21 protein-coding genes are annotated in these 23,238 nt (G+C 72.6%); 14 read left to right on the top strand and 7 right to left on the bottom strand.

Going from position 1 to position 23,238, the window contains the following annotated elements; genetic code table 11:
* Window positions 1–12: 12 nt before the first annotated feature.
* Both ACZ51I_RS10620 and ACZ51I_RS10615 read right to left on the bottom strand, forming a co-directional pair.
* The gene (locus tag ACZ51I_RS10620) at window positions 13–813 is read right to left on the bottom strand and encodes a TIGR04222 domain-containing membrane protein (protein WP_468873621.1); all 801 of its coding nucleotides are present in this window, start codon (window positions 811–813) and stop codon (window positions 13–15) included.
* Between the two features lie 90 nt (window positions 814–903).
* Entirely contained in the window at window positions 904–1,575 is a 672-nt protein-coding gene (locus ACZ51I_RS10615) for a hypothetical protein (RefSeq protein ID WP_468873850.1), read from the bottom strand.
* A 707-nt stretch (window positions 1,576–2,282) separates the two neighbouring features.
* Between ACZ51I_RS10615 and gcl the strand changes: the two genes are divergently transcribed.
* On the top strand, window positions 2,283–4,061 hold the full coding sequence (gene gcl, locus ACZ51I_RS10610) for a glyoxylate carboligase (protein ID WP_468873848.1): 1,779 nt from the start codon (window positions 2,283–2,285) through the stop codon (window positions 4,059–4,061).
* 9 nt (window positions 4,062–4,070) lie between these two features.
* On the opposite strand, the gene ACZ51I_RS10605 is transcribed toward gcl, so the two are convergent.
* Window positions 4,071–5,087 (bottom strand): ArsR/SmtB family transcription factor, encoded by a 1,017-nt coding sequence (locus ACZ51I_RS10605; protein WP_468873619.1) that lies wholly within the window; start codon window positions 5,085–5,087, stop codon window positions 4,071–4,073.
* 58 nt (window positions 5,088–5,145) lie between these two features.
* On the opposite strand from ACZ51I_RS10605, the gene ACZ51I_RS10600 reads away from it, so the two are divergent.
* Window positions 5,146–6,339, top strand: a complete 1,194-nt coding sequence (locus ACZ51I_RS10600; protein ID WP_468873617.1) for an MFS transporter — start codon at window positions 5,146–5,148, stop codon at window positions 6,337–6,339.
* Between the two features lie 401 nt (window positions 6,340–6,740).
* Here ACZ51I_RS10600 and ACZ51I_RS10595 read toward each other — a convergent pair whose 3' ends face one another.
* From ACZ51I_RS10595 to ACZ51I_RS10585, 3 genes are all read right to left on the bottom strand, one after another.
* Entirely contained in the window at window positions 6,741–8,198 is a 1,458-nt protein-coding gene (locus ACZ51I_RS10595) for a catalase (RefSeq protein WP_468873615.1), read from the bottom strand.
* Window positions 8,199–8,382: 184 nt separating this feature from the next.
* On the bottom strand, window positions 8,383–9,273 hold the full coding sequence (locus tag ACZ51I_RS10590; RefSeq protein WP_468873612.1) for a 2-hydroxy-3-oxopropionate reductase: 891 nt from the start codon (window positions 9,271–9,273) through the stop codon (window positions 8,383–8,385).
* A 47-nt stretch (window positions 9,274–9,320) separates the two neighbouring features.
* Entirely contained in the window at window positions 9,321–10,172 is an 852-nt protein-coding gene (locus tag ACZ51I_RS10585) for a TIM barrel protein (protein ID WP_468873610.1), read from the bottom strand.
* 137 nt (window positions 10,173–10,309) lie between these two features.
* Between ACZ51I_RS10585 and ACZ51I_RS10580 the strand changes: the two genes are divergently transcribed.
* From ACZ51I_RS10580 to ACZ51I_RS10540, 9 genes are all read left to right on the top strand, one after another.
* On the top strand, window positions 10,310–10,564 hold the full coding sequence (locus tag ACZ51I_RS10580; RefSeq protein ID WP_189803626.1) for a YkoF family thiamine-binding protein: 255 nt from the start codon (window positions 10,310–10,312) through the stop codon (window positions 10,562–10,564).
* 44 nt (window positions 10,565–10,608) lie between these two features.
* The gene (locus ACZ51I_RS10575; RefSeq protein ID WP_468873846.1) at window positions 10,609–10,947 is read left to right on the top strand and encodes a helix-turn-helix domain-containing protein; all 339 of its coding nucleotides are present in this window, start codon (window positions 10,609–10,611) and stop codon (window positions 10,945–10,947) included.
* A 155-nt stretch (window positions 10,948–11,102) separates the two neighbouring features.
* Entirely contained in the window at window positions 11,103–11,627 is a 525-nt protein-coding gene (gene uraD / locus ACZ51I_RS10570; RefSeq protein ID WP_468873607.1) for a 2-oxo-4-hydroxy-4-carboxy-5-ureidoimidazoline decarboxylase, read from the top strand.
* Window positions 11,624–12,025, top strand: coding sequence for a hydroxyisourate hydrolase (uraH, locus tag ACZ51I_RS10565; RefSeq protein ID WP_468873604.1), 402 nt, complete (start codon window positions 11,624–11,626; stop codon window positions 12,023–12,025). Before uraD ends, uraH begins: the two co-directional genes overlap by 4 nt.
* Window positions 12,026–12,030: 5 nt before the next feature.
* Window positions 12,031–12,954 carry a factor-independent urate hydroxylase gene (gene pucL, locus ACZ51I_RS10560; RefSeq protein WP_468873602.1) on the top strand — a complete coding sequence of 308 codons (924 nt, stop codon included), beginning with the start codon at window positions 12,031–12,033 and terminating at the stop codon, window positions 12,952–12,954.
* A gap of 69 nt (window positions 12,955–13,023) precedes the next feature.
* Complete coding sequence (locus ACZ51I_RS10555) at window positions 13,024–14,442, top strand: nucleobase:cation symporter-2 family protein (protein WP_468873600.1); 1,419 nt, start codon at window positions 13,024–13,026, stop codon at window positions 14,440–14,442.
* A gap of 48 nt (window positions 14,443–14,490) precedes the next feature.
* Window positions 14,491–15,879: an 8-oxoguanine deaminase gene (locus ACZ51I_RS10550; RefSeq protein WP_468873599.1), complete on the top strand. Its 1,389-nt coding sequence runs from the start codon at window positions 14,491–14,493 to the stop codon at window positions 15,877–15,879.
* Between the two features lie 292 nt (window positions 15,880–16,171).
* Window positions 16,172–17,620, top strand: coding sequence for a nucleobase:cation symporter-2 family protein (locus ACZ51I_RS10545; protein ID WP_468873597.1), 1,449 nt, complete (start codon window positions 16,172–16,174; stop codon window positions 17,618–17,620).
* Window positions 17,621–17,679: 59 nt separating this feature from the next.
* Entirely contained in the window at window positions 17,680–18,336 is a 657-nt protein-coding gene (locus tag ACZ51I_RS10540) for an aspartate/glutamate racemase family protein (protein ID WP_468873595.1), read from the top strand.
* A 46-nt stretch (window positions 18,337–18,382) separates the two neighbouring features.
* Here ACZ51I_RS10540 and ACZ51I_RS10535 read toward each other — a convergent pair whose 3' ends face one another.
* Entirely contained in the window at window positions 18,383–19,087 is a 705-nt protein-coding gene (locus tag ACZ51I_RS10535) for a hypothetical protein (protein WP_468873592.1), read from the bottom strand.
* Between the two features lie 131 nt (window positions 19,088–19,218).
* Between ACZ51I_RS10535 and ACZ51I_RS10530 the strand changes: the two genes are divergently transcribed.
* From ACZ51I_RS10530 to ACZ51I_RS10520, 3 genes are all read left to right on the top strand, one after another.
* Window positions 19,219–20,184: a fibronectin type III domain-containing protein gene (locus ACZ51I_RS10530; protein ID WP_468873589.1), complete on the top strand. Its 966-nt coding sequence runs from the start codon at window positions 19,219–19,221 to the stop codon at window positions 20,182–20,184.
* Window positions 20,185–20,280: 96 nt separating this feature from the next.
* Window positions 20,281–21,393, top strand: a complete 1,113-nt coding sequence (locus ACZ51I_RS10525) for a beta family protein (protein ID WP_468873586.1) — start codon at window positions 20,281–20,283, stop codon at window positions 21,391–21,393.
* Between the two features lie 51 nt (window positions 21,394–21,444).
* On the top strand, window positions 21,445–23,232 hold the full coding sequence (locus ACZ51I_RS10520) for a hypothetical protein (RefSeq protein WP_468873584.1): 1,788 nt from the start codon (window positions 21,445–21,447) through the stop codon (window positions 23,230–23,232).
* The last annotated feature ends 6 nt before the right edge of the window (window positions 23,233–23,238 follow it).

Genomic DNA, 23,238 nt, shown 5'->3' with positions numbered 1-23,238 from the left:
TATGGCGCGGCCTCAGCGGGGGGAGCCGTCCGCCCCCGGCCGTCCCTCCGCCGGGGGCCGGTTCCGGTCGTCCCCGGGCGGCCGGTCGAGCAGGCCGCCCTCGTGGGAGAAGCGGGGCAGGAACAGGGCCAGGGCCGGATCGCCGTACAGCGCCACGTACAGCTGGACGAGCCCTCCGTCCGTCACCTCACGGCGGTGGGCCGGCAGCGGATACCGCTCCCGCAGTCCGGCGAGCAGCCGCCGCGCCGCCCCCGTCGTGTCCGGCAACCGCAGCAGCGCCGGCATCACGAGGAGCGGCGGCAGCCCGGCCACGAGGGCGACGGCGAGGGCAGCCCCGGAGGCCCCGGTGACCCACGGCCCCACCAGCACGGTCGGCGGTACGCAGCCCAGCAGCGCCCGGGCCGCCCACAGCCGCGCCGGCGACCGCAGCAGCCCCGTCCCGTACAGCTCGTCGCGCAGCGCGTCCACCGCCCGCCGCGCCTCGGGACGCTGCGTGAGCGTCCGCAGCGCGAGGGCCCGGTGCAGCGCCCCGTGCACGCCGAGCTGCACGGGATCCCGTGTGCGGCCCGGTCCGCCATTGGCCCGAACCGTATGTTTACGCCCCGCCGCGACCGCCCCGCGCTGGTGCAGCGCCACCAGGGCCACGGTGACGGCCGCCCGCCGCCCGCCCCGCAGGAGCGCCAGGGCCTGAGGCGACGGCATGCCGGCCGCGCCGCTCTCCGCGCTGCGGGTTCTGCCGGCTCCCAACAGCAGCGCGGCGAGCAGTAGTTCGCCCCAGCCCGCCCCGATGAACCACCACGCGCCCGTCGGCATGACGCCCACCCCCCCGAAGGTGTTGTGCCCGGGAGAGCGTGATCGTCACGCGTGAATGGCCGATTTCGGATGCCCGAGGAGGCGTGGGGCTCAGGCGCCGCCCGCCGCCAGGTCCTCCGCGGCGTCGTTGACGGGCTGGGGCGTGCCGGTCAGGTCGAGGACGAACAGCGGGAGGCCGACCTCGGCGGCGCGCGAGCGGGCCTCCGGGGTGTAGCCCGCGAGCGAGAAGAACACGCTCGCGGCGGCGGCGCTCAGCCCGTTGAGCCAGAGGCACTCGACGGCGCGCAGTCCGGTGGGCCGGGTGCTCGGGTCGACCTGGGCGACCAGGCCGGGAGCCCGCAGGTCCACGCCGGACGCGGGGCGTTCCTCGGGCTGGACGACGTCCCGGAAACCGAGCCAGCGCAGATACCCGGCGGCTGCCGCGACCGCGTCCCGCGAGGTCCGGATCGTCACGGGCCGGAAGGCTCCGCGCAGCGGAGCGGGGCGGGGGACCGTGGGCGGCGGCGGGATGTGCGGGGGATACCGCTCGGCGAAGGTGCGCGGGCGGGGAGGGTCGTGCTCGCCCGCGCCACGCCCTGCCGTACCGTCCCCGCCACTCGGCCTCGGCCCGAACCACGGGGAACCGGTCTCCTCGGGACGGGGCAGGAGCCCACCGGAAGGCGGTGGGCCTGCCTGGGGGGACGGCACGGGTGGCGGGGGCGACGGCGGCGACGCCTCCGGCTCCCGCGCCGCCGGTACCGCGCCCGCGCCGGTTCCGGCCACACCGCCGTCGGCCTCACCAGGCCCGCCGTCCCTGTCACCGCCCTCGGCCTCAGCAGGTCCGCCGTCCCTGTCACCGCCCTCGGCCTCACCAGGTCCGCCGTCCCGGTCGCCGCCCCCGTTCCCCGTGGCGCCTTCGCCCGGGCTCGCCCCTTGGTCCGCCGACCCCGCCCCCGTACCCCCGGCCGCCACCGTCTCCACGGCCCCCACCGGCCGCACGGGTACCCGCAGCACCGTCCCGCACGGGCAGCCCAGCTCCGGGTGGGGCCAGTCGTTCTCCCGGCCGCAGGCCTCGCAGCGGACGGTGACCCACTCGTCCGTCCAGTTCCGGTGGGTGATCGGCACCGCCACCGCGCCCGCCGTGACCGGGGGCGCGACCGGGCTCCCGCACGCGCAGGGGAAGACGGGCGCCGCGTACGCCTGCGTGCGCAGGCATTTCGGACAGCGCACCGGTACCGGCTCGCCCATGGTTCAACCCCCTGTCGTTCCGCCCCATCGTCCACCCATCCGAGGCGCCGGGGGAGGGTGTTCGGCCACTTCCGTGATCCCGGCGGGCGGACTTCTCTTGACGGCTCTCCGCCACCCCACCTACATTGCTTCCGTATAGCAGAACAGTATTTCCGCATTACGGAAACAGGCGCACGGGCCTCCCGAGACGAGGTGTCCGCCTGGATCCGCCCGGCCGAAGCAGGAGCACTCCCATGCCTCGTATGACCGCCGCCGCAGCGGCCGTTGAGATCCTCAAGCGCGAAGGCGTCACCCAGGCGTTCGGCGTCCCCGGCGCGGCGATCAACCCCTTCTACCGCGAGCTCAAGAACGTGGGCGGCATCGGCCACACGCTCGCCCGCCACGTCGAGGGCGCGTCCCACATGGCCGAGGGCTACACACGTGCCAAGGCCGGCAACATCGGCGTCTGCATCGGTACGTCCGGCCCCGCCGGCACCGACATGATCACCGGCCTGTACTCGGCGATCGCCGACTCCATCCCGATCCTCTGCATCACCGGCCAGGCTCCGGTCTCGAAGCTCCACAAGGAGGACTTCCAGGCCGTCGACATCGCCACGATCGCCAAGCCGGTCACCAAGGCCGCGACGACCGTCCTGGAGGCCGCGCAGGTCCCCGGTGTCTTCCAGCAGGCCTTCCACCTGATGCGCTCCGGCCGCCCCGGCCCGGTCCTCATCGACCTGCCGATCGACGTCCAGCTGACCGAGATCGAGTTCGACCCGGAGACCTACGAGCCGCTGCCGGTCTACAAGCCGCAGGCCAGCCGCGCGCAGGCCGCGAAGGCCCTGAGCTTCCTCCTGGAGTCCGAGCGCCCGCTGATCGTCGCCGGCGGCGGCATCATCAACGCCGACGCGACCGACCTCCTCGTCGAGTTCGCCGAGCTGACCAACATCCCGGTCATCTCCACCCTCATGGGCTGGGGCACCATCCCGGACGACCACGAGCTCGCCGCCGGCATGGTCGGCGTCCAGACCGCGCACCGCTACGGCAACGCGACCTTCCTGGAGTCGGACTTCGTCCTGGGCATCGGCAACCGCTGGGCCAACCGCCACACGGGCTACAACCTGGAGGCGTACACCAAGGGCCGGAAGTTCGTCCACGTCGACATCGAGCCCACGCAGCTCGGCAAGATCTTCGCCCCCGACTACGGCATCGCCTCCGACGCCAAGGTCGCCCTGGAGCTCTTCATCGAGATCGCCAAGGAGCTGAAGGCCGCCGGCAAGCTGCCGGACTTCACCGCCTGGGCCGCCTCCGCGCAGGAGCGCAAGGCCACCCTCCAGCGCCGCACGCACTTCGACAACATCCCGATGAAGCCGCAGCGCGTCTACGAGGAGATGAACAAGGCGTTCGGCCAGGACACCCGTTACGTCACCACCATCGGTCTCTCCCAGATCGCGGCCGCCCAGTTCCTGCACGTCTACAAGCCGCGCCACTGGATCAACTGCGGCCAGGCCGGCCCGCTCGGCTGGACCATCCCGGCCGCGATCGGCGCCGCCACCGCCGACCCGGAGACCCCGGTCGTCGCGCTCTCCGGCGACTACGACTTCCAGTTCATGATCGAGGAGCTGGCGGTCGCCGCCCAGCACAAGGTCCCCTACGTCCACGTCCTCGTGAACAACGCCTACCTCGGTCTGATCCGGCAGGCGCAGGGCGGCCTCGGCATCAACTTCGAGGTCAACCTCGAGTTCGAGAACATCAACACCCCGGAGATCGGCGTCTACGGCGTCGACCACGTCAAGGTCGCCGAGGGCCTGGGCGTCAAGGCCATCCGCGTCACCGACCCGGACAAGCTCGGCGAGGCGCTCGAGGAGGCCAAGAAGCTGGCCGTCGAGCACCAGGTCCCGGTCGTCGTCGAGGCGATCCTGGAGCGCATCACCAACATCGCCATGAGCAAGACCGTCGACATGAGCGACGTCACCGAGTTCGAGGACCTGGCCACCGAGCCCGGCCACGCGCCGACCGCGATCAAGGCCCTCAAGGTCTGATCGACCCCCTCAGCAGAGGGACCGGCCCCCGCCCCGAGGAGCACCGGAGCGGGGGCCTTCCTGCGCCGCCACGAGCACCGCGCCCGCCTCCGTCCACTCGTACAGCACCGAGCGGCCAGCCCGCCCACGCCGTACGAGCCCGGCGTCGAGCAGCACCTTCAGGTGACGACCGACCGAGCCCAGCCCCTGCCCCGTGAGCGCCACCAACTGGCTGGTCGACAGCGGGGATCCGAGCCGTACGAGCACGCCGGCGCGGGCCGTTCCGAGCAGGGCCCCCAAGGCTTCCGGCACCGCCGGTCCCGCCGCGTCCGCCAGGACTCCCGAGCAGGCGTAGACGATCGCGTACCGCTCCGTCGCCTCCCACGACACCCAGCCGGTGGCCGGCGTCACGGGCACGAGCAGCAACCGCCCCTTGTCGACCGAACGCGGCGGGTAGTCGCGGGTGTTGATCTGGAGCCGTCCGTCGCCGAGCCAGCGCATCCTCCCCGGGCTCAGCTCGTCGAGCGCCGCCGCCCAGCCACCCCGGCCCAGCAGGGCCGTCCGCGCCACCACGTCGGCCTCCAGGACGCGGCGCCGCCGCGCCCACTCCGGCCGTACGGTCTCCTGCCACACCCAGCCGAGCACGCCCGCGAGCCGCTCCGGCAGATCCCGTGCCGAGCGCAGCGGCTCCGGCACCGGGCCGCCGAGCGCCACCGCCAACTGGTCCACGGCTTCGGCCGGTTCGGTCGCCCGGACCGCCTCGACCTCCTCCTCGAAGCCGTGCTCGCGGTCTCCCAGCGGGGTCGGCGTGAGGAAGTCCGCGTTCCAGGTGGGTCCGATCGCCGCGCGTACGAGCAGCGCGTCGAGCGGCTCGGCCGCGAGCCGCTCCCGGTACGCGGGCAGGTGCCGGTCGAGCCAGGCACGCTCGCCCGGGTGCGTCGCCGCCGCCGCGTGCAGGGTCTTGAGCGAGGCGACCGTCTCGGCGAGCGGCGAGAGCAGGAACGAGCTCCCCGCGAGGGTGTCCGTGCCGATCCGCCACCAGCCCATGTTTCGCCTCCCCGCGAAAGATTACCGGTGGTCCGCCGCGCTCTCCGAGACTCCCCGCATGCCCCGCTACCGCGCGCTCTTCCGTACGCCCGAGTTCACCCCGCTCTTCCTCACCGGCGCCGCCCACACCTCGGCCCAGACCGTCGCCGGACTCGGTCTCGCCACGCTCGTCCTCCGCGCGACCGGGTCCCCGTTCCTCTCCGCGCTCGCCCTCTTCGGCCCGTCGCTCGCCCAGCTCCTCGGCGCGACCACCCTGCTCTCCGCCGCCGACCGGCTGCCGCCGCGCGCCGCGCTCTCCGGCATCGCTCTCTTCTTCGCCCTGGGCACCGCCGTCCTGGCGATCCCAGCCCTGCCGACCTGGGCGGTCTTCGTGATCCTGCTCGCCGAGGGTCTCGCGGCCTCGTTGGGCGGCGGGGTGCGCTACGGGCTCCTCAACGAGGTCCTGCCGCGCGAGGAGTACCTCCTCGGCCGCTCGGTGACGAACATGGCCACCGGTGCCTTCCAGATCGGCGGTTTCGCCACCGGCGGGCTTCTCATCGCCCTGCTCTCGCCCCGCGGCGCGGTCCTGGCCGGCGCCGGGCTCTACCTCGCCGCCGCCCTGACCGCCCGCCTCGGCCTCGGGGCGCGTCCACCCCGCGCCTCCGGGCGGCCGTCGGTCGCGGAGACCTGGCGCACCAACGGACGGCTCTGGTCCGTGCCCGCCCGCCGCCGGGTCTATCTCGCGCTCTGGGTGCCGAACGGTCTCGTCGTCGGCTGCGAATCGCTCTTCGTGCCGTACGCCCCCGAGAGCGCCGGGCTCCTCTTCGCCTGCGGCGCGCTCGGGATGCTCGTCGGGGACACCGCCGTCGGCCGCTTCGTACCGGCGCGGCTGCGGGCCGGCCTCCGCTTCCCGCTCCAGGCGCTGCTAGCGGCCCCGTTCCTGCTGTTCGCCCTCGATCCGGCGCTGCCCCTCGCGCTCGTCCTCGTGACCGTGTCGGCGGTCGGGTACGGGGCGAGTCTGCTGCACCAGGAGCGGCTGATGGCCCTGGTGCCGGAGGAGCTGAGCGGGCACGCGCTCGGGCTGCACGCCTCGGGGATGCTCGCGCTCCAGGGGGTGAGCGCGGCGCTGGCCGGCACCCTCGCCCAGTGCACGTCACCGCGCACGGGGATGGTGCTGCTCGCCCTCGCCTCGCTCACCGTGACGTTCCTCCTCGCCCGTGCCGACCGGGGTGGGCGGAGCGCCCCGGGACCGGTGACGCTCTCCGCGGCGTAGGCCGGCCGGCATCTCCGTACAACGAAGAAGAGCGCGGAACCAGGGACCGTAAACCTGGTTCCGCGCTCTCCCGTTGGTGACCGCCCGGCGGCGCGAGGCTGGCGCGACAGGACGTTCGCGTCGCCGGGCGGAGATATGGGGACTGTCGCGGGTGCTGCGGGATCCCCTCGGAGGGAGGGGGCGTTGGGACCGCGGCGGTGCCGACGGGCGCCGTGGCGGTTCCCCTTCCTTCAGGTCAAGAAGGGGGCCCGGCGTCCTGACCACCGCACTGGCTCGGCGCCGCCGCGGTCCTCACGCTTGTCCGGTCCGCCGGCCACCCCTCATCCGGGCCGGCGATCCGGACCGCGTACGGCACTGACCTCCCGTCAGGTGCCGTACGCAGTCTGGGTGCTGCGGTGGGATCAGTCCTCGCGCAGGGCGCTGACCGCCTCGGCCACGCGCTTGCCGTAGTCCGCGTCGGCGGCGGCGAAGTGCGCGATGTTCTTCTCGATGACGTCCTCGCGGGACACCTGGGACAGGCTGCCGGCGATGTTGGCGACCAGGCGCTTCTTCTCGTCCTCGGACATCAGGCGGTAGAGCTCGCCGGCCTGGAAGAAGTCGTCGTCCTTGGCGTGCTGCGGCGCCTCGTGGGTGCCGGTCCAGCCGTGGATCGCGAGCGGCGCGGAGAGCGCGGCGTCGGTCTGGGCCGGGCCCTGGTACGAGTTGGGCTCGTAGTTCTTGTCGTGGCGCGAGCCGTTGCGGGTGGCCATGAGGCCGTCGCGGCCGTAGTTCTCGGCCACGGTCGCCTTGGGGGCGTTCACCGGCAGCTGGGTGTGGTTCACACCGAGGCGGTAGCGGTGGGCGTCCGCGTAGGCGAAGAGGCGGCCCTGGAGCATCTTGTCCGGCGAGGGGCCGATGCCCGGGACGAAGTTGTTCGGGGAGAACGCGGCCTGCTCGACCTCGGCGAAGACGTTGTCCGGGTTGCGGTCGAGGACCAGGCGGCCCACGCGCTGCAGCGGGTAGTCGGCGTGCGGCCACACCTTGGTGAGGTCGAACGGGTTGAAGCGGTAGTCCGCGGCCTCGGCGGCGGGCATGATCTGGACGTACAGGGTCCAGGAGGGGTTCACACCGCGCTCGATGGCCTGGAGCAGGTCGGTCTGGTGCGAGTTGGCGTCCTTGCCGACGAGCTCGGCGGCCTGCTCGGCGGAGAGGGAGCGGATGCCCTGGTTCGTCTTGAAGTGGTACTTGACGAAGAAGGCCTGGCCCGCCTCGTTGGTCCACTGGTAGGTGTGCGAGCCGAAGCCGTTCATGTGGCGGTACGAGGCCGGGATGCCGCGGTCGCCGAAGAGCCAGGTGATCTGGTGGGTGGCCTCGGGGGAGTGCGCCCAGAAGTCCCAGACGTTGTCCGGCTCCTGCTTGCCCGTGAAGGGGTCGCGCTTCTGGGAGTGGATGAAGTCGGGGAACTTGATCGGGTCCTTGATGAAGAACACCGGGGTGTTGTTGCCGACGAGGTCGTAGTTGCCCTCTTCGGTGTAGAACTTCAGGGCGAAGCCGCGGGGGTCGCGCACCGCGTCCGCGCCGCCGAGCGAGTCGGCCACGGTGGAGAAGCGGATGAAGGTCTCGGTCTTCTTGCCGACCTCACCGAGGAAGTTCGCCTTGGTGTACGCGGTGACGTCGTCGGTCACCTCGAAGTAGCCGTACGCGCCGGAGCCACGGGCGTGCACCACGCGCTCCGGGATCCGCTCACGGTTGAAGCGCGCGAGCTTCTCCAGCAGGTGCTGGTCCTGGAGGAGGAGAGGGCCACCGACGCCGGCGGTGGCGGAGTTCTGGTTGTCGGCGACGGGGGCGCCGGACTCGGTCGTAAGCACGCGCTTCGACATCGTGACCTTCCGTACGGGAGCTCTGCTGAGTCCGAGGAGCGTAAATTCGGCTCGAACAAGACGTCAACAGTTTGTTGAAAGTGAAGTGTGGTGTTCCGGTCGGCGGCGACGCCTGGGCGCGACAGGACAGGTGTCAGCGCCGCCGCCGACCGGAAATCAGGGGCCCCCGAGGAGGGGCGGGGGATCAGACCTGCTGGCCGGAGAGGCGCTCGACGGCACGCAGCAGGGCCGAGTGGTCCAGGCCGCCGTCACCCTGCGCGCGCAGCGAGGCGACGAGCTGGGCCACGACCGCGCCGACCGGGAGGGCCGCGCCGACGTTGCGGGCGGCGTCGGTGACGATGCCCATGTCCTTGTGGTGCAGGTCGATCCGGAAGCCGGGCTTGAAGTCCCGGTTCAGGAAGTTGTCCTTCTTGCGGGTCAGCACGGTCGAGCCGGCCAGACCGCCGTTGAGGACGTCCAGGGCGGCGTTGAGGTCCACGCCGGACTTCTCCAGGAAGACCACGGCCTCGGCGCAGGCCTGGATGTTGACCGCGACGATCAGCTGGTTGGCGGCCTTCACCGTCTGGCCGGAGCCGTGCGGGCCGCAGAGGACGATCGTCTTGCCGAGGGCCTCCAGGATCGGGAGGGCCTCGTCGAAGTCGGCCTGCTCGCCGCCGACCATGATCGAGAGCACGGCCTCGATGGCGCCGGCCTCGCCGCCGGAGACGGGCGCGTCGATGACGCGGATGCCCTTCTCCTTGGCGTTCTTGGCGAGGTCGACCGAGGTCTGCGGGGTGATCGACGACATGTCGACGATCAGCGCGCCCTGCTTGGCGTTCTCCAGGATGCCCTCGGGCCCGTAGGAGATGGCCTCGACCTGGGGGGAGGCGGGCACCATCGTGATGATGACGTCGGCGTCCTTGACGGCCTCGGCGATCGAGCCCGCGGCGGTGCCACCGGCCTTGGCCAGGCGCTCCAGCTTGTCCTGCTCCAGGGTGAAGCCGGTGACGGAGTAGCCCGCCTTGATCAGGTTCTCGGACATGGGGGAGCCCATGATGCCGAGGCCGATCCATGCGATCTTGGGAAGAGTGCTCATGGTGAGGGTGCCTCTCAAAACAAGGTGGTACGGGGAGGGAGCCTGCGTCAGCGGGCCGGGCGGGCCTCGGCGGGCAGCCACTCGAAGGAAGCGGCGGCGTCGGCGGCCTTGTACTCCAGGCCGACCCAGCCGTCGTAACCGGCCTTCTTCAGCTCGTCGAGGAGCTGCTCGAGCGGCAGGTCGCCGGTGCCCGGCGCGCCGCGGCCCGGGTTGTCCGCGATCTGGACGTGGCCGGTCTTGGCCGCGTACTCCGCGATGACCTGGCTGACGTCCTCGCCGTTCATCGACAGGTGGTAGATGTCGAGGAGGAACTTGGCGTTGCCGAGGCCGGTGGCCGCGTTCACCTTGTCGATGACCTCGATCGCGGAGGGGGCGCTCACCAGCGGGTAGAGCGGCGACTCCGGCTTGTTCAGGGTCTCGACGAGGAGGATCGCGCCGACGCGGTCGGCCGCGCGGGCGGCCAGCACCAGGTTCTCCAGGGCGAGGGCGTCCTGGATCTGCGGGTCCACGCCCTCGACGCGGTTGCCGTAGAGGGCGTTGAGCGCCTTGCAGCCGACCGAGGCGGCGAAGTCGGCGGCCACCTCGATGTTGGCGCGGAAGCGGTCCGACTCTTCCCCGGGCACGGAGAGGGCTCCGCGGTCCGGGCCGGGGAGCTGCCCGGCGTAGAAGTTCAGGCCCACCAGCTGGGTGCCGGCGTCCTCAAGAGCCTTCTTGAGGGCGTCGAGCTCGCTCTGCTCGGGGGTGGCGGTGTCGATCCAGGGCCACCACAGCTCGACCGCGGTGAAGCCCGCCGCGGCGGCGGCCGCGGGGCGCTCCAGGAGCGGGAGTTCCGTGAAGAGGATCGACAGGTTCACATCGAAGCGCTGGTCCGTGCCTGCGCCTACTGAGAAGCGGGCCATGAGGGGCGGCGCTCCTTCCGTATTGCGGAAGTAAGTTTCTGTCTGACGGAATGTTGCAAGGCGGGCGACGCACTTGTCAAGAGGTCCCCGCAGGTCCGGGGCTCCCGTGGGGCGGGGAGGGGCCGTAGCGTGGGGCCATGGAGCGTTTGAGAGTGGAGTTCACGACCGAGCCGTTCGACCTCGACGAGGCGCCGGCGCACGCGGTCGTGGCCCGTGAGGTGATCCAGTCGGCCGAGCTCGACGCGGTCGACGTCGGCCCCTTCGGCAACACGGCGGAAGGCGGCGCCGACGCGGTGCTCACCGCCGTCGACGCCCTGCTGCGCAGGTCGCTCGCGGCCGGTGCCACGCGCGTCTCGCTCCAGGTCAACGTGATCGGGGAGGGCGAGAAGTGAGCGAGCACCCCCTGGTCGCCGCGGTGAAGCCCCTGGTGGACGCCATGGGCGCCGAGCTGCTGGTCCCCGCGCAGGCGGAAGGCGATGACGTCGTCCTGTCCTGGGAGGGGGAGGACGTGCTCGCCGTGCGCCTGCCGCAGCTCTCGGACTCCCTGGACCACATCCTCGCGGCGATGGAGAGACGGCACGGGATGCCGCTGGCCGAACTGGACCGCAAGGCGAAGCAGGAGGTCGTGCGGGTCCTGGAGGCACGCGGTGCCTTCTCGGTGCGCCATGGAGTGGAGACGGTGGCGGGCGCGCTCGGCGTCAGCCGCTTCACCGTGTACAACTACCTGAACCGGGAAACCGCCCTGAACAGGGAAAAGGCCGCCAAGGCCGAGTAGTTGATCACCGATGACCAGAAGCCGTCGTCCGGATGTCGGGACGACGGCTTTTGTGTGGCCGAGTTTTCAACAAAGTGTTGACGTTGTGTTGCGGAGGGCGTTAGCTATCCGCAGCCCGTCCGACGCACAGCGAAAAACAGCCACGGAGGCTTCCCGTGACTTCAGGTACGACACCGGGCCTCACCCGGTTCAACACCTCCTCGGACAGCGAGGCCCTCGCCGCGCTCCACGAGGTGTGTTCCAGTTCGGCGTGGGGGAGCAAGCTGCTCGCCCAGCGCCCGTACACCACCGTCGAAGCCCTCTTCCTCGCCAGTGACGCCGCCATGGCCGAACTGACCGCCGAGGATCTGGCCGAGGCGATGGCGGGGCACCCGCCGATCGGTCGTCCGAAGGCCGGGGACCCGACGTCCTCCCGCGAACAGAGCGGGATGGCCGGCGCCTCCGCGGAGCTCAAGGCCGAGATGCTCGAACTCAACCTGGCCTACCAGGACAAGTTCGGTCATGTCTTCCTCATCTGCGCCACCGGCAGGACCGGCGAGCAGATGCGCGACGCGGTCCGGGAGCGGATCGGCAACTCACCCGAGACGGAGCGGGAGATCGTCCGCGCCGAACTGGGCAAGATCAACCGCATCCGCCTGACCCGTCTCGTAGAGACCTCCGAGGAAGAGAGCTCCGCATGAGCACCGACACCGCGGCCACGCCGAGAAGTTCCGTGTCCACGCACATCCTGGACACCAGCATCGGCCGCCCCGCCGAGGGCGTGGCCATCACGCTCGCGGCCCGCAGCGGCTCCGACGCGGAATGGGTCACGCTCGGCGGCTCCGCCACCGACGCGGACGGGCGCTGCAAGGACCTGCCGGCGCTGCCGGAAGAAACCACCCACGTGCGTCTCGACTTCGAGACCGAGACGTACTTCGCCAAGAAGCAAGCCGAGGCGCAGCAGGACGCCCCCCGCGTAAGGGACAGCGGTGCGTTCTTCCCGGAGGTGGCGATCACGTTCGCCGTCAAGCCGGGCGAGCACTACCACGTACCGCTGCTGCTCAACCCGTTCGGCTACTCCGTTTACCGAGGGAGCTAGCAGACATGCCCACGATTCTCGGCCAGAACCAGTACGGCAAAGCAGAGAACCGCGTCGTCAAGATCACGCGGGACGGCGCCACCCACCACATCAAGGACCTGAACGTCTCCGTCGCCCTCTCCGGCGACCTCGACGACGTCCACCTCACCGGCTCCAACGCCCACTGCCTCCCCACCGACACGACGAAGAACACCGTCTTCGCGTTCGCCAAGGAGTACGGCATCGAGTCCGCCGAGCAGTTCGGCATCCATCTCGCCCGCCACTTCGTGACGAGCCAGGAGCCGATCCACCGGGCGCGGATCCGGATCGAGGAGTACGCCTGGGAGCGCATCGCCTCCTCCGACGCCAACTCCAAGTTCATCGGCGCCGACGAGGTCAACCACTCCTTCGCCCGCAAGGGCCAGGAGACCCGCGTCACCCAGATCACCTACGACGGCGAGAAGTGGGAGGTCATCTCCGGCCTCAAGGACCTCGTCGTCATGAACTCCACCAACTCGGAGTTCTGGGGCTACATCAAGGACCAGTACACGACGCTCCAGGAGGCGTACGACCGCATCCTGGCCACCCAGGTGTCCGGTCGCTGGCGGTTCAACTGGACCGACGACGACCAGCGCATGCCCAACTGGGAGCGGTCCTACGAGCAGACCCGGAAGCACATGCTCGAGGCGTTCTCGGAGACGTACTCGTACTCCCTCCAGCAGACGCTGTACCAGATGGCCACGCGCATCATCAACCACCGCTCGGAGATCGACGAGGTCCGCTTCTCGCTCCCGAACAAGCACCACTTCCTGGTCGACCTCGAGCCCTTCGGCCTGAAGAACGACAACGAGGTCTACTACGCCGCCGACCGGATGTACGGCCTCATCGAGGCCACCGTCCTCCGCGACGGAGCCACGGCGCAGATCCCGGTCGACATGACCAACCTCTAAGCGGCATCTGAGTGACGGCCCCGCCCGCCCGCAGTCGGGCGGGGCCCGCACCAGACCGGAGGGAATCTCATGGCACAGCCCGCACAGGGGCCGGCAACCGCCGAAGGCCCGTGTTCCACCCCTCCGTCCACCTCCGGACCGGTCTCGGCCGACTGTCACCCGGTGGACGAGAAGCTCCCCGCCTCGCGGCTCGTCCCCGCGGCACTCCAGCACATCGCCGCCATGTACGCCGGCGTCGTCACCCCTCCGCTCATCATCGGCCAGGCCGTCGGGCTGGACGCCGCCGGGATGACCCGGCTCATCGCGGCCAGCCTCCTCATCGCCGGCTGCGCGACCATCCTGCAGACCCTCGGCCTCGGACGCTTCGCCGGCAACCGGCTCCCGTTCGTCAACGCCGCCTCGTCCGCCGGCATCGCCCCGATGCTCGCCATCGCCGAGACCAGCGCCCCCGGGCACCAGCTCCCCGCCATCTACGGCGCGGTCATGGTCGCCGGAGTCTTCTGCCTCGCCGTCGGCCCCTTCTTCGGCAAGCTCCTGCGCTTCTTCCCGCCGCTCGTCACCGGCGTCGTGATCACCCTCATCGGCGTCACCCTGATGCCCGTGCCCGTCGGCTGGGCCCAGGGCGGAGACAGGACGGCCGCCGACTTCGGCGCCATGAGGTACCTGGCGCTCGCCGGCTTCACTCTCGTCGTCATCCTGCTCTTCCAGCGCTTCGGCAAGGGCTTCGTCAAGCAGATCGCCCTGCTGCTCGGCCTCCTCATCGGCACCCTCGCCGCGATCCCCTTCGGAATGGCCGACTTCAGCGCCCTGCGCGAGGCACCCGTCGCCGCCCTGCCCGCCCCCTTCGCCTTCGGCGCCCCCGAGTTCCAGCCCGCCGCGATCCTCTCCCTGTGCATCGTGATGCTGGTCCTCATGACCGAGTCCAGCGCCGGCATGCTCGCCCTCGGCGAGATCTGCGAGCGCCGCAGCGACGGGAGGACCATCACCCGGGGCCTGCGCACCGACGGCCTCGCCACCCTGCTCGGCCCCGTCTTCGGCGGCTTCCCGACCTCCGCGTTCGCGCAGAACGTCGGCGTCGTCTCGCTGACCCGGGTCCGCTCCCGGTACGTGGTCGCAGTCGCCGGCGGCGCCCTCCTCGTCCTCGGCGCCTTCCCCGTCCTCGGCGCGGTCGTCTCCATGGTCCCGATGCCCGTCCTCGGCGGCGCCGGCATCGTCCTCTTCGGCTCGATCGCGGTGAGCGGCATCCGTACGCTCTCCGAGGCCGGGCTCGACGACAGCTCCAACATCATCCTGGTGGCCGTCGCGCTCGGCGCGGGCATCATCCCGCTCGCCGCGCCCACCTTCTACGCCGGCTTCCCCGCCTGGGCGCAGACGGTGCTCGGCTCCGGCATCAGCGCGGGCGCGCTCGTCGCCGTCCTGCTCAACCTGTTCTTCCACCATCTCGGCACCCGGAGCCGTCACACGGCGCCGGCACTCAAATCCTCCTAGGGTCCTGCCGTGCCCGAACCATCCCCGAGGAATGAAGGAAGCACCGCCATGGCAGCACCTTCGGCAGCCCAGCGCATCGTCATCGAGAACGCCGCGATCGCGACCGTCGACGCCGACGACACCGAGTACGCCTCCGGCCACCTCGTCGTCGCCGACAACAAGATCGAGTCCATCGGCGCCGGCAAGGCCCCCGAGGGCCTGGAGAACGTGGTCCGCCGCATCGACGCCACCGGCCACCTGGTGACGCCCGGTCTGGTCAACACCCACCACCACTTCTACCAGTGGATCACCCGGGGCCTGGCCACCGACCACAACCTCTTCAACTGGCTGGTCGCGCTCTACCCGACGTGGTCCCGGATCGACGAGTCGATGGTCCGCGTCGGCGCGCAGGGCTCCCTGGCGATGATGGCCCGTGGCGGTGTCACCACCGCCATGGACCACCACTACGTCTACCCGCAGGGCTCCGGCGACCTCTCCGGCGCCATCATCGGCGCGGCCTCCGACATGGGCGTCCGCTTCACCCTGGCCCGCGGCTCCATGGACCGCAGCGAGAAGGACGGCGGCCTGCCGCCGGACTTCGCCGTCGAGACCACCGAGGGCGCGCTCGCCGCGACCGAGGAGACGGTGCGCAAGTACCACGACGCCTCCTTCGACGCGATGACCCAGGTCGCCGTCGCCCCCTGCTCGCCCTTCTCCATCTCCACCGAGCTGCTCCGCGAGGGCGCCGCCCTCGGCCGCCGCCTCGGCGTGCGCATGCACACCCACGGCTCGGAGACCGTCGAGGAGGAGAAGTTCTGCCACGAGCTCTTCGGCATGGGCCCGACGGACTACTTCGAGTCCACCGGCTTCCTCGGCGAGGACGTGTGGATGGCGCACTGCGTCCACATGAACGACTCCGACATCGAGGCGTTCGCCCGCACCAAGACGGGTGTGGCCCACTGCCCCTCCTCGAACGCGCGCCTCGCCGCCGGAATCGCCCGCGTACCGGACATGCTCAAGGCGGGCGTCCCCGTCGGTCTCGGCGTCGACGGCACCGCCTCCAACGAGTCCGGCGAGCTCCACACCGAGCTGCGCAACGCGCTCCTCATCAACCGCCTCGGCGCCCACCGTGAGGCCGCGCTCAACGCCCGGCAGGCCCTGCGCCTCGGCACCTACGGCGGCGCCCAGGTCCTCGGCCGCGCCGACAACATCGGCTCGCTGGAGGCCGGCAAGCTCGCCGACTTCGTCCTCTGGAAGATCGACGGCCTCGGCCACTCCTCCATCGCCGACCCGGTCACCGCCATCGTCTTCGGCGCGGCGGCACCGGTCACCGCCTCCTTCGTCAACGGCAAGCAGATCGTGGAGAACAACCGACTCCTGTTCGCCGACGAGGAGCAGATCGCGCGCGACGCGCGCGCGGAGGCGCAGCGCCTGGCCCGCATCACGGCCCAGAGCTGACCCTCCCCATGGAGTCCGACCGAGGGGGACGGCCCTCGGTCGGTCGCCGCGGACCCGAGCGGGGTCCGTGGCAGCCGGACCGGGTGGTGCCGTACGCAGAAGTCGTACGGCACCACCCGGAACGGTGACGCCTGTCCGCGCCCCTGGCGGACAGCCCGTCCGCGCGCCGCCCCCCTCCGCGGCCGCACCGCACCACCCGCACCGAGCCGCACCTCCTGCACCTCGCTCCGCATCGCACCACCTCCCTGAACCCCGCGTCGCCGCCGACGTGTAACCGACCGGAGGAACCGCCGTGGCCGCCAAGCCCCAGGTTCGCAATGCACCAGACGCAGGCTCCGCCCCCGAAGACCGCGAGAAGCATCCGGTCGACGAGACGCTGCCCCCACTCAAGATGCTCACCAGCGGCCTCCAGCACGTCGCCGCCATGTACGCGGGCGTCGTCGCCCCACCCCTGATCGTCGGAGCGGCCGTCGGCCTCTCCGGCACCGAGCTCACCTTCCTCACCGGAGCGAGCCTCTTCACCGCCGGCCTCGCCACCTTCCTGCAGACGCTCGGCGTCTGGAAGATCGGCGCCCGGCTGCCGTTCGTCAACGGCGTCACCTTCGCGGGCGTCGCGCCGATGCTGGCGATCGTCGACACCACCGAGAACAAGGCCGACGCGCTGCCCGTGATCTTCGGCGCGATCATCGTCGCCGGACTCCTCGGCTTCGCCGCCGCCCCCTTCTTCTCGCGGCTCGTGCGGTTCTTCCCGCCGGTCGTCACCGGCTCCGTGATCACCCTCATAGGTGTCTCCCTCCTCCCGGTCGCGTTCGGCTGGGCCCAGGGGCCCAACCCCAAGGCCCCGGACTACGGTTCGACCACGTACCTCTCGCTCGCCGGCATCACACTCGTCGTGGTCCTGCTGCTCCGCCGCTTCACCCGCGGCTTCCTCAAGCAGGTCGCGGTCCTGGTCGGCCTCGTCCTGGGCACGCTCATCGCCATACCCTTCGGCGTCACCGACTTCTCCCCGGTGACCGAGGCGGACGTCGTCGGCTTCCCGTCCCCCTTCCACTTCGGCGCCCCGCAGTTCGCCCTCGCCGCGATCATCTCCATGTGCGTGGTCATGCTGGTCTCCATGACCGAGTCGACCGCCGACATGCTGGCGCTCGGCGAGATCGTCGAGCGGCCCGCCGACGAGAAGACCATCGCGGCCGGACTGCGCGCCGACACCCTCGGCTCCGCGCTCAGCCCGCTCTTCAACGGCTTCATGTGCAGTGCCTTCGCGCAGAACATCGGTCTGGTCGCCATGACCAGGATCCGCAGCCGCTTCGTCGTCGCCTGCGGCGGAGGCTTCCTGGTCCTCATGGGCCTCTCGCCGGTCGCCGCCTCGCTCATCTCGGTCGTGCCCCGGCCGGTCCTCGGCGGCGCGGGCGTCGTCCTCTTCGGCTCGGTCGCCGCCAGCGGCATCCAGACCCTGGTCAAGGCCGGCCTGGAGAAGGACAACAACGTCCTGATCGTCGCCGTCTCACTGGCCGTCGGCATCATCCCGATCACCAAGCCGGACTTCTACCACGCCTTCCCGGAGACCGCGCAGATCATCCTGGACTCCGGTATCTCGACCGGCTGCGTGGCCGCCGTCCTGCTCAACGTGGTCTTCAACCACCTGGGCAGGGGCCGCGACGCCGACGAGGTCACCGCGCCCATGGAGCCCGGCGAGGAGATCTCCGGCAGCCACACCGCGAAGGCGGCGCACGCCCACTGAACCCGCTCCTCCTCCCCCCGCCCGCCCCGGTCCCCGCGCACGCCGCGGGGCCCGGGGCCGTGGTGCTCGTCAACCCCAACACCTCCACCACCACGACCGCGATGATGACCGCCATCGCCCGGCGCGCCCTCGGGCCCGCCTTCCCCGTCCGGGGCGTGACCGTCGCCCGGGGCCCGCGCATGCTCACCGACCCGGAGGCCCTGCGGGCCGCCGCCCCTGAGGTCCTGGCCGCCGGCCTCCGTGCCTCGGCCGGGGGCGACTGCGCCGCCCTCCTCGTCGCCGCCTTCGGCGACCCGGGCCTCACGCCACTGCGCGCGGCGGCCGGGGCGACGGGGGTCCCCGTGGTCGGCCTCGGCGAGGCGGCGCTTCTGGAAGCGGCCGCCGACGGAACGCCCTTCGGCATCGCCACCACCACCCCGCTCCTCGCCGAAGCCATCCACGCGCGTGTGCTCGCTCTCGGCCTCGGCGACCGGTACACCGGCCTCCGCCTCACCGCCGGCGCCCCCGAGCGCCTCTCCGCCGACCCGGTGCTCCTCCTCGACCGCCTGGAGCGCGCGGTCCGCGCCTGCGCCGAACGCGACGGAGCCCGCGCCGTCGTCATCGGCGGCGGCCCGCTCGGCGAGGCGGCGGAGGAACTCCGGTCCCGCTGCGCGGTCCCCGTCGTCGCCCCGATCCCGGCGGCCTGCCGCACGATCACCCGCCTGCTGACGCCCTGATGGCCTGACGGCCGAACGGGACGGGCCCCGGGCGGACACACCCCGCTCACCGCTCCACCGCCATCCGTCGACGGCACTCCCCGGCCAGCGAGGGGTAGGCGGCGGCGATCGCCTCGTACAACCGCCGCCTCAGCAGCCGCTCCGCCTCGCCGCGCCCGCTGTCGCCGTACAGACCGTCGAGCAGCGACTCGTACCGCGACAGGGCGTGCCGCAGATAGCTCACCTGCCACCGCACGAGCGCCCCGGAAGGCGCGGGCACGGGTGCGGGTGCGGACCCGGACGGGGGCACGGGTGCGGACCCGGACGGGGGAGGAGGCGCGGGTGCGGATCCACGCCCGGGCACCGGCGCCGCCGCTCCGGCCGGTGGTCCCTCCCGCCGCGGCCCGGGACTTCGCGCCCCCAGCAGATGCCGGTGCCGCACGGCCCGTCGCTCCAACTCCGGCCGGGGCAGCAGCGGTACCTCGATCGTCTCCGCGCGGATCGTGGCGAGGACGGCGGCCCGCCGCCGCTCGGCGTGGACCCGGGCGGCCGAGGCGCGGGCCTGGCAGAGCGCGGCCGTCTCGGCGAACTCGGGCGTGCGCTCCACCGCCTCGACCCGGGCGAGGAGATAGAGCCGCACGGGCGCGAGCGACCAGCGGCGCGGATCGCGCCCCTGCACGTCGGGCATGCCGAGCAGCTCCCGCACCATCGCGTCGTTCCAGCCGCGCCGACGCACCCCGGCGAACGTCACATAGGTCGTACGGTCCGTCATGATTCCCCCTGAGTCGACTACGGAGCGTGACGATTCCAGTGAAGCGCACCCCTCTGACAACGCCCCCTTGCCGACTGCGCACCCGCTGTGCGATATAGGTCTGGACCTTTCCGATGGACGGAGGCCGGCCCGTGCAACGCCCGCTCGCCAGAAGCCTGTTGCCCACGCTCGCGCTCGCCGCGACACTCACCGTCGCCGCCTGCTCAAGCGCGGCCGCCCCCGCGCCGAGGGACACCCGGGCGCCCACCGCCCCCACCGGAGTCACCGCCACCGCGGGCAGCGCGAGCACCGTGCACGTCATGTGGAGTCCGGCCACGGACGACCGCGCCGTCGCCGGATACGCCGTCTACCGCGAGGGCCACAAGGTCAAGGACCTCCCTGCCACGACCCTGATGACCGACGTCGTCGGCCTCTCCCCGGCGACCCGCCACCGCTTCACCGTCCGCGCCCGCGACGCCGCCGGCAACGTCTCAGCTCCCAGCGCCACCGTCACCACCCTCCCCGCCGCCGCCGAGGACCGCACGCCCCCCACCGCCCCGACGGCCCTCCGCGTGACCGCCGACGGCAGCCGTGCCGCCACCCTCCGCTGGGCCCCGGCCCACGACGACACCCGCGTCACCGCGTACGACGTCTACCAGGCCGACACCCGCGTCCACACCGTCCCCGGTACCGCCACCACCGCCCACCTCACCGGCCTGCGCCCCGGCACCGCCTACGCGTTCACCGTCCGCGCCCGCGACGCCGCCGAGAACTCCTCCCCCGACAGCGCCCCGGCCGACCTCACCACCGCCCCCTCCCCGGGCGCCCCGCCTCACACCGCCCCGAGCGCCCTCACCGCGACGGCCGCCAAGGGCGAGATCACCCTCACCTGGACCCCACCGAGGACGGGCGCCCCCGTCACCCACCACGAACTCCACCTCAACGGCCGCTTCGCCACCACCATCATCTGGGGCACCACCCCTCCCCCCGGCCGCGCCACCTACACCTTCCCGGTCCAGGACCCCCCGGGCACCCGCTACACGGTCACCCTCCGCGCCCGACTCCCGGACGGCACCTGGGGCGACTTCTCGGCCCCGAGAACCGTGGTGGTGCGCTGAACTCCCCTGGCCCTGGCCAGAATCGCACCCTTTCGCCGTGAACAGCCGCCCCTCACCCTGCGACCAGGGGATGCGACAGGCCGCTGGGGGGCGCCCATGACCGAGCCGATCTACGTACCGGCGCTGCCCGCCCGGCCGAGCGCGCTCGCCGCGTACGCCACGCTGGCGCCGGACGTCCGGGCCGTCGTGGCGCCGCTCTGGACCGTCCCGCCCCGCGTCGGCCGCGAACGGACCCCGGCCCGCCCGTCGTCCCACCCCCTCGACCCGGACCCCGCCGCACTCGCCCGCCACACGTACGACACCCTCTCTCTTCTCGCACGGGTCCAGCGCGGGCGGCCCGCCTGGGTCGACTTGTGCCACGTCGAGCGCGAGCCGGGCTTCCCCGGCCCCGGCGCCGTGCGGCCTCCGCTGAGGCCGGTCACCGGCATCGAGCGCGGGGCGACGCAGCAGGTGGCCTGCGCGGAAGCGGCCCGTGCCGGTGGCGTCGGCCTCGGCATCCGCGTACGCCCGCACGTGGGCGGCCGGACGACGGAGCCCACCGGCGACCGGCAGACGAAATACGCGGGGAAACGGACGGAGGAGGCGCTCTGCCGTCTCCTGCGACGGATCGCGTTCGCCCGGTGCGCGCTGGACCTCATCATCGACCTCGGCGCGGTGCACGAGGACCAGGACGCCGACCACGACGCGCTCCGCGCCCTGAACCTCCTTGGCACTCTCCACCCCTGGCGCACCGTCGTGCTCCTGGCCGGCGCCTTCCCCCGTACCCACCCCGAGGCGTACGGGGCACCCCTGGCCGAGACGTACCGGGCCGACCGACTCCTCGACCTGCTTCGCCCCTCGGGCGGCGAATCCGGCCCGCACCCCGTCCACGGCGACTACGGGGCACACGATCCGGCGAGCGCCGACCGGGTCTCCGACACGGGGGACGATCCGTTCCGCGGAGCCCTGCGCTACACCTCCGAACGCACCTTCCTCATCGGGGAGGTGCCCGCCGAACCCGGCCACCACCTCAGGGTGCGCGCGCTCGCCCGCGAGCTCGTCGCCACCCCCGACTTCAGGGGAGCGGAGTACAGCCAGGGGGACCGCTGGCTGGTGGCCTGCGCGGACGGCAGAGGCCCGCGCGACACCGGGCACCCCGACCTCTGGATCCGGGCCGGCCACAGCCAGCATCTGACCCACGTCGCCCGTGAACTGCGGCGACACTCCTGACGCCGCGCCCTTGCCCGCCGGAACCGGCTCCCCGGAATTACCCTGGGAAGCGTGGCCGGGACCGTTCTCACCAACACCGGGCTCGTCAGCTTCCTCGACGGAGTGCCCGAGCGCCGTGACCCCGCCTTCGTGCGGGCCGCCGAAGCGGTGCTCGGACTGCTCGCCCTGCGCGGGGCGGACCGGGCCACGGGGGTGCCCGAGCCGACGCCCGGGCTCGTGCGGCAGCTTCTGGTGGAGGACCTGCCGACCTTCGTGTACGCCCCGCCCGGCGAGCTCACCGCCTACCCCGCCGTCCTCGGCGCCCTCGCCGACCGGTTCGACGGAGGGCGGCGCGAGCGGATCGCCGCGGTCGTCGCCGAGTCCGCGCCCGACTTCGAACGCGCCATGAACGACCCCGGCAACCTCACCTGGCACCGCTGGTACGCCTCACTCCTGCGGACCTGCGGCGCCGACCTCACCGACCCCGAGGACGTACGCCGCCGGCTCGCTGCCCTCGACGGCGCGCCGCTCCCCGACGGGGTGCGCCGCGCCCATCTGATGGGGCGCACGGCCCTCGCCGACGTCCTGCTCGCCGAGGCGCTCACGCGCGCGTACGTGCGGGACGCCGAGGCACCCCCGCCCGCCGGGCCGCTGCTCACCGACCACGCCGTCGCGACCGGCATCGGGAAGATCGCCGCCGCGCTCCAGGACCGGTGGACCGCCGCCGGCCTCGCCGAACAGCTCGCCGGGCCGTACGCGCGGTTCGCGCCCGGACCTGAGGCCTTCCCGCACCTCGTCCTCGCCGACGCCCTGCTCGACGAGCACCTCGACTACTACGGAGACCCCGCCGCCCCCGTACCCCCGCCGCCCGCGATCGAGGCCGGGCCCGTCGAGGAGGACGCCGACAGCCTCATCGCCGCCGTGGAGGAGCTCGCGGAGGAGGAGTTCGAGCCGTACGGGGGCGAGGCGCCGCACCTGCTGTACGCGGTCTACCAGCGCGGCTGCTCCGCCGACTCCGTCGCCCGCAAGGCCGCCGAGTACGAGGACTGGACCGTCGACCCGGACCTGGAGGACCTGCCCGTACCCGTGCCGGACGCGGCGCCCGACGCGTACACCGTCCCGCCCCTGCCCGAGCTCGTACGGCTGCTGGGCACGGCCGGGCTGACGGAGGCGGACCGGGCCCGGCTCGAAGGACCGGCCCGCGACCTCGCCGCCGTCCTCGACCGCCTCGCCGCCACCGGTCTGGTCTTCCGGCGCGGCGACGCCTTCGGGCTCACCCCGCGCGGCGCGGGCGTCGTGCGCTATCTGCTCGGAGTGCGCGGGGTCGCCGCGCCCGACGCCGCCGAGGCCGCGGCCTGGACCGCGACGGACGTGGTCGCCGCCGCCGGAGGCTGGCCGGCGTCCGTCGCCGCGCGCGTACTCGCCGACTGGCTCCACGCGCGCGCGGACACCGCCGACGCCTGGTCCCAGCTGCTCGCCGCCCTCGGCACCGTCCACGCCGGCACCGCGGAGGCGGCCACCACCCGCGGCCTCTTCGCCGCCCTCGACACGGCCGGCGCACCGCCCGAGGCCCTGCGCGGCGCCCTCCGTGACCCGGTCACCGGCGCGTACGTCCTGGAAGCCCTGCGCGCCAGGGGGGAGCCGGCGGACGCGATCCAGGTGCGGGCCTCGGCACGCGCCCTGCGCGTCCTGGACGCGCTGCCCGCCAAGAAGGGCCCCCTGGAGGCCCGCCGCGCCGCCTTCGACACGGCGGCGGCCGCCTGGCCCGGAGGTTCCGCCGCCCTGGTCCGCGCCATGGCCGCGGCGGACCGCCACGAGACCGAGCGGGTCCTCCGCCCGCTCGGCATCACGCTCCCCTGACGGTGG

Source organism: Streptomyces sp. NPDC034084 (genome assembly GCF_055575535.1).
The sequence above is the reverse complement of the archived record's forward strand: the minus strand, read 5'-3'. Positions and strand labels throughout refer to the sequence as shown.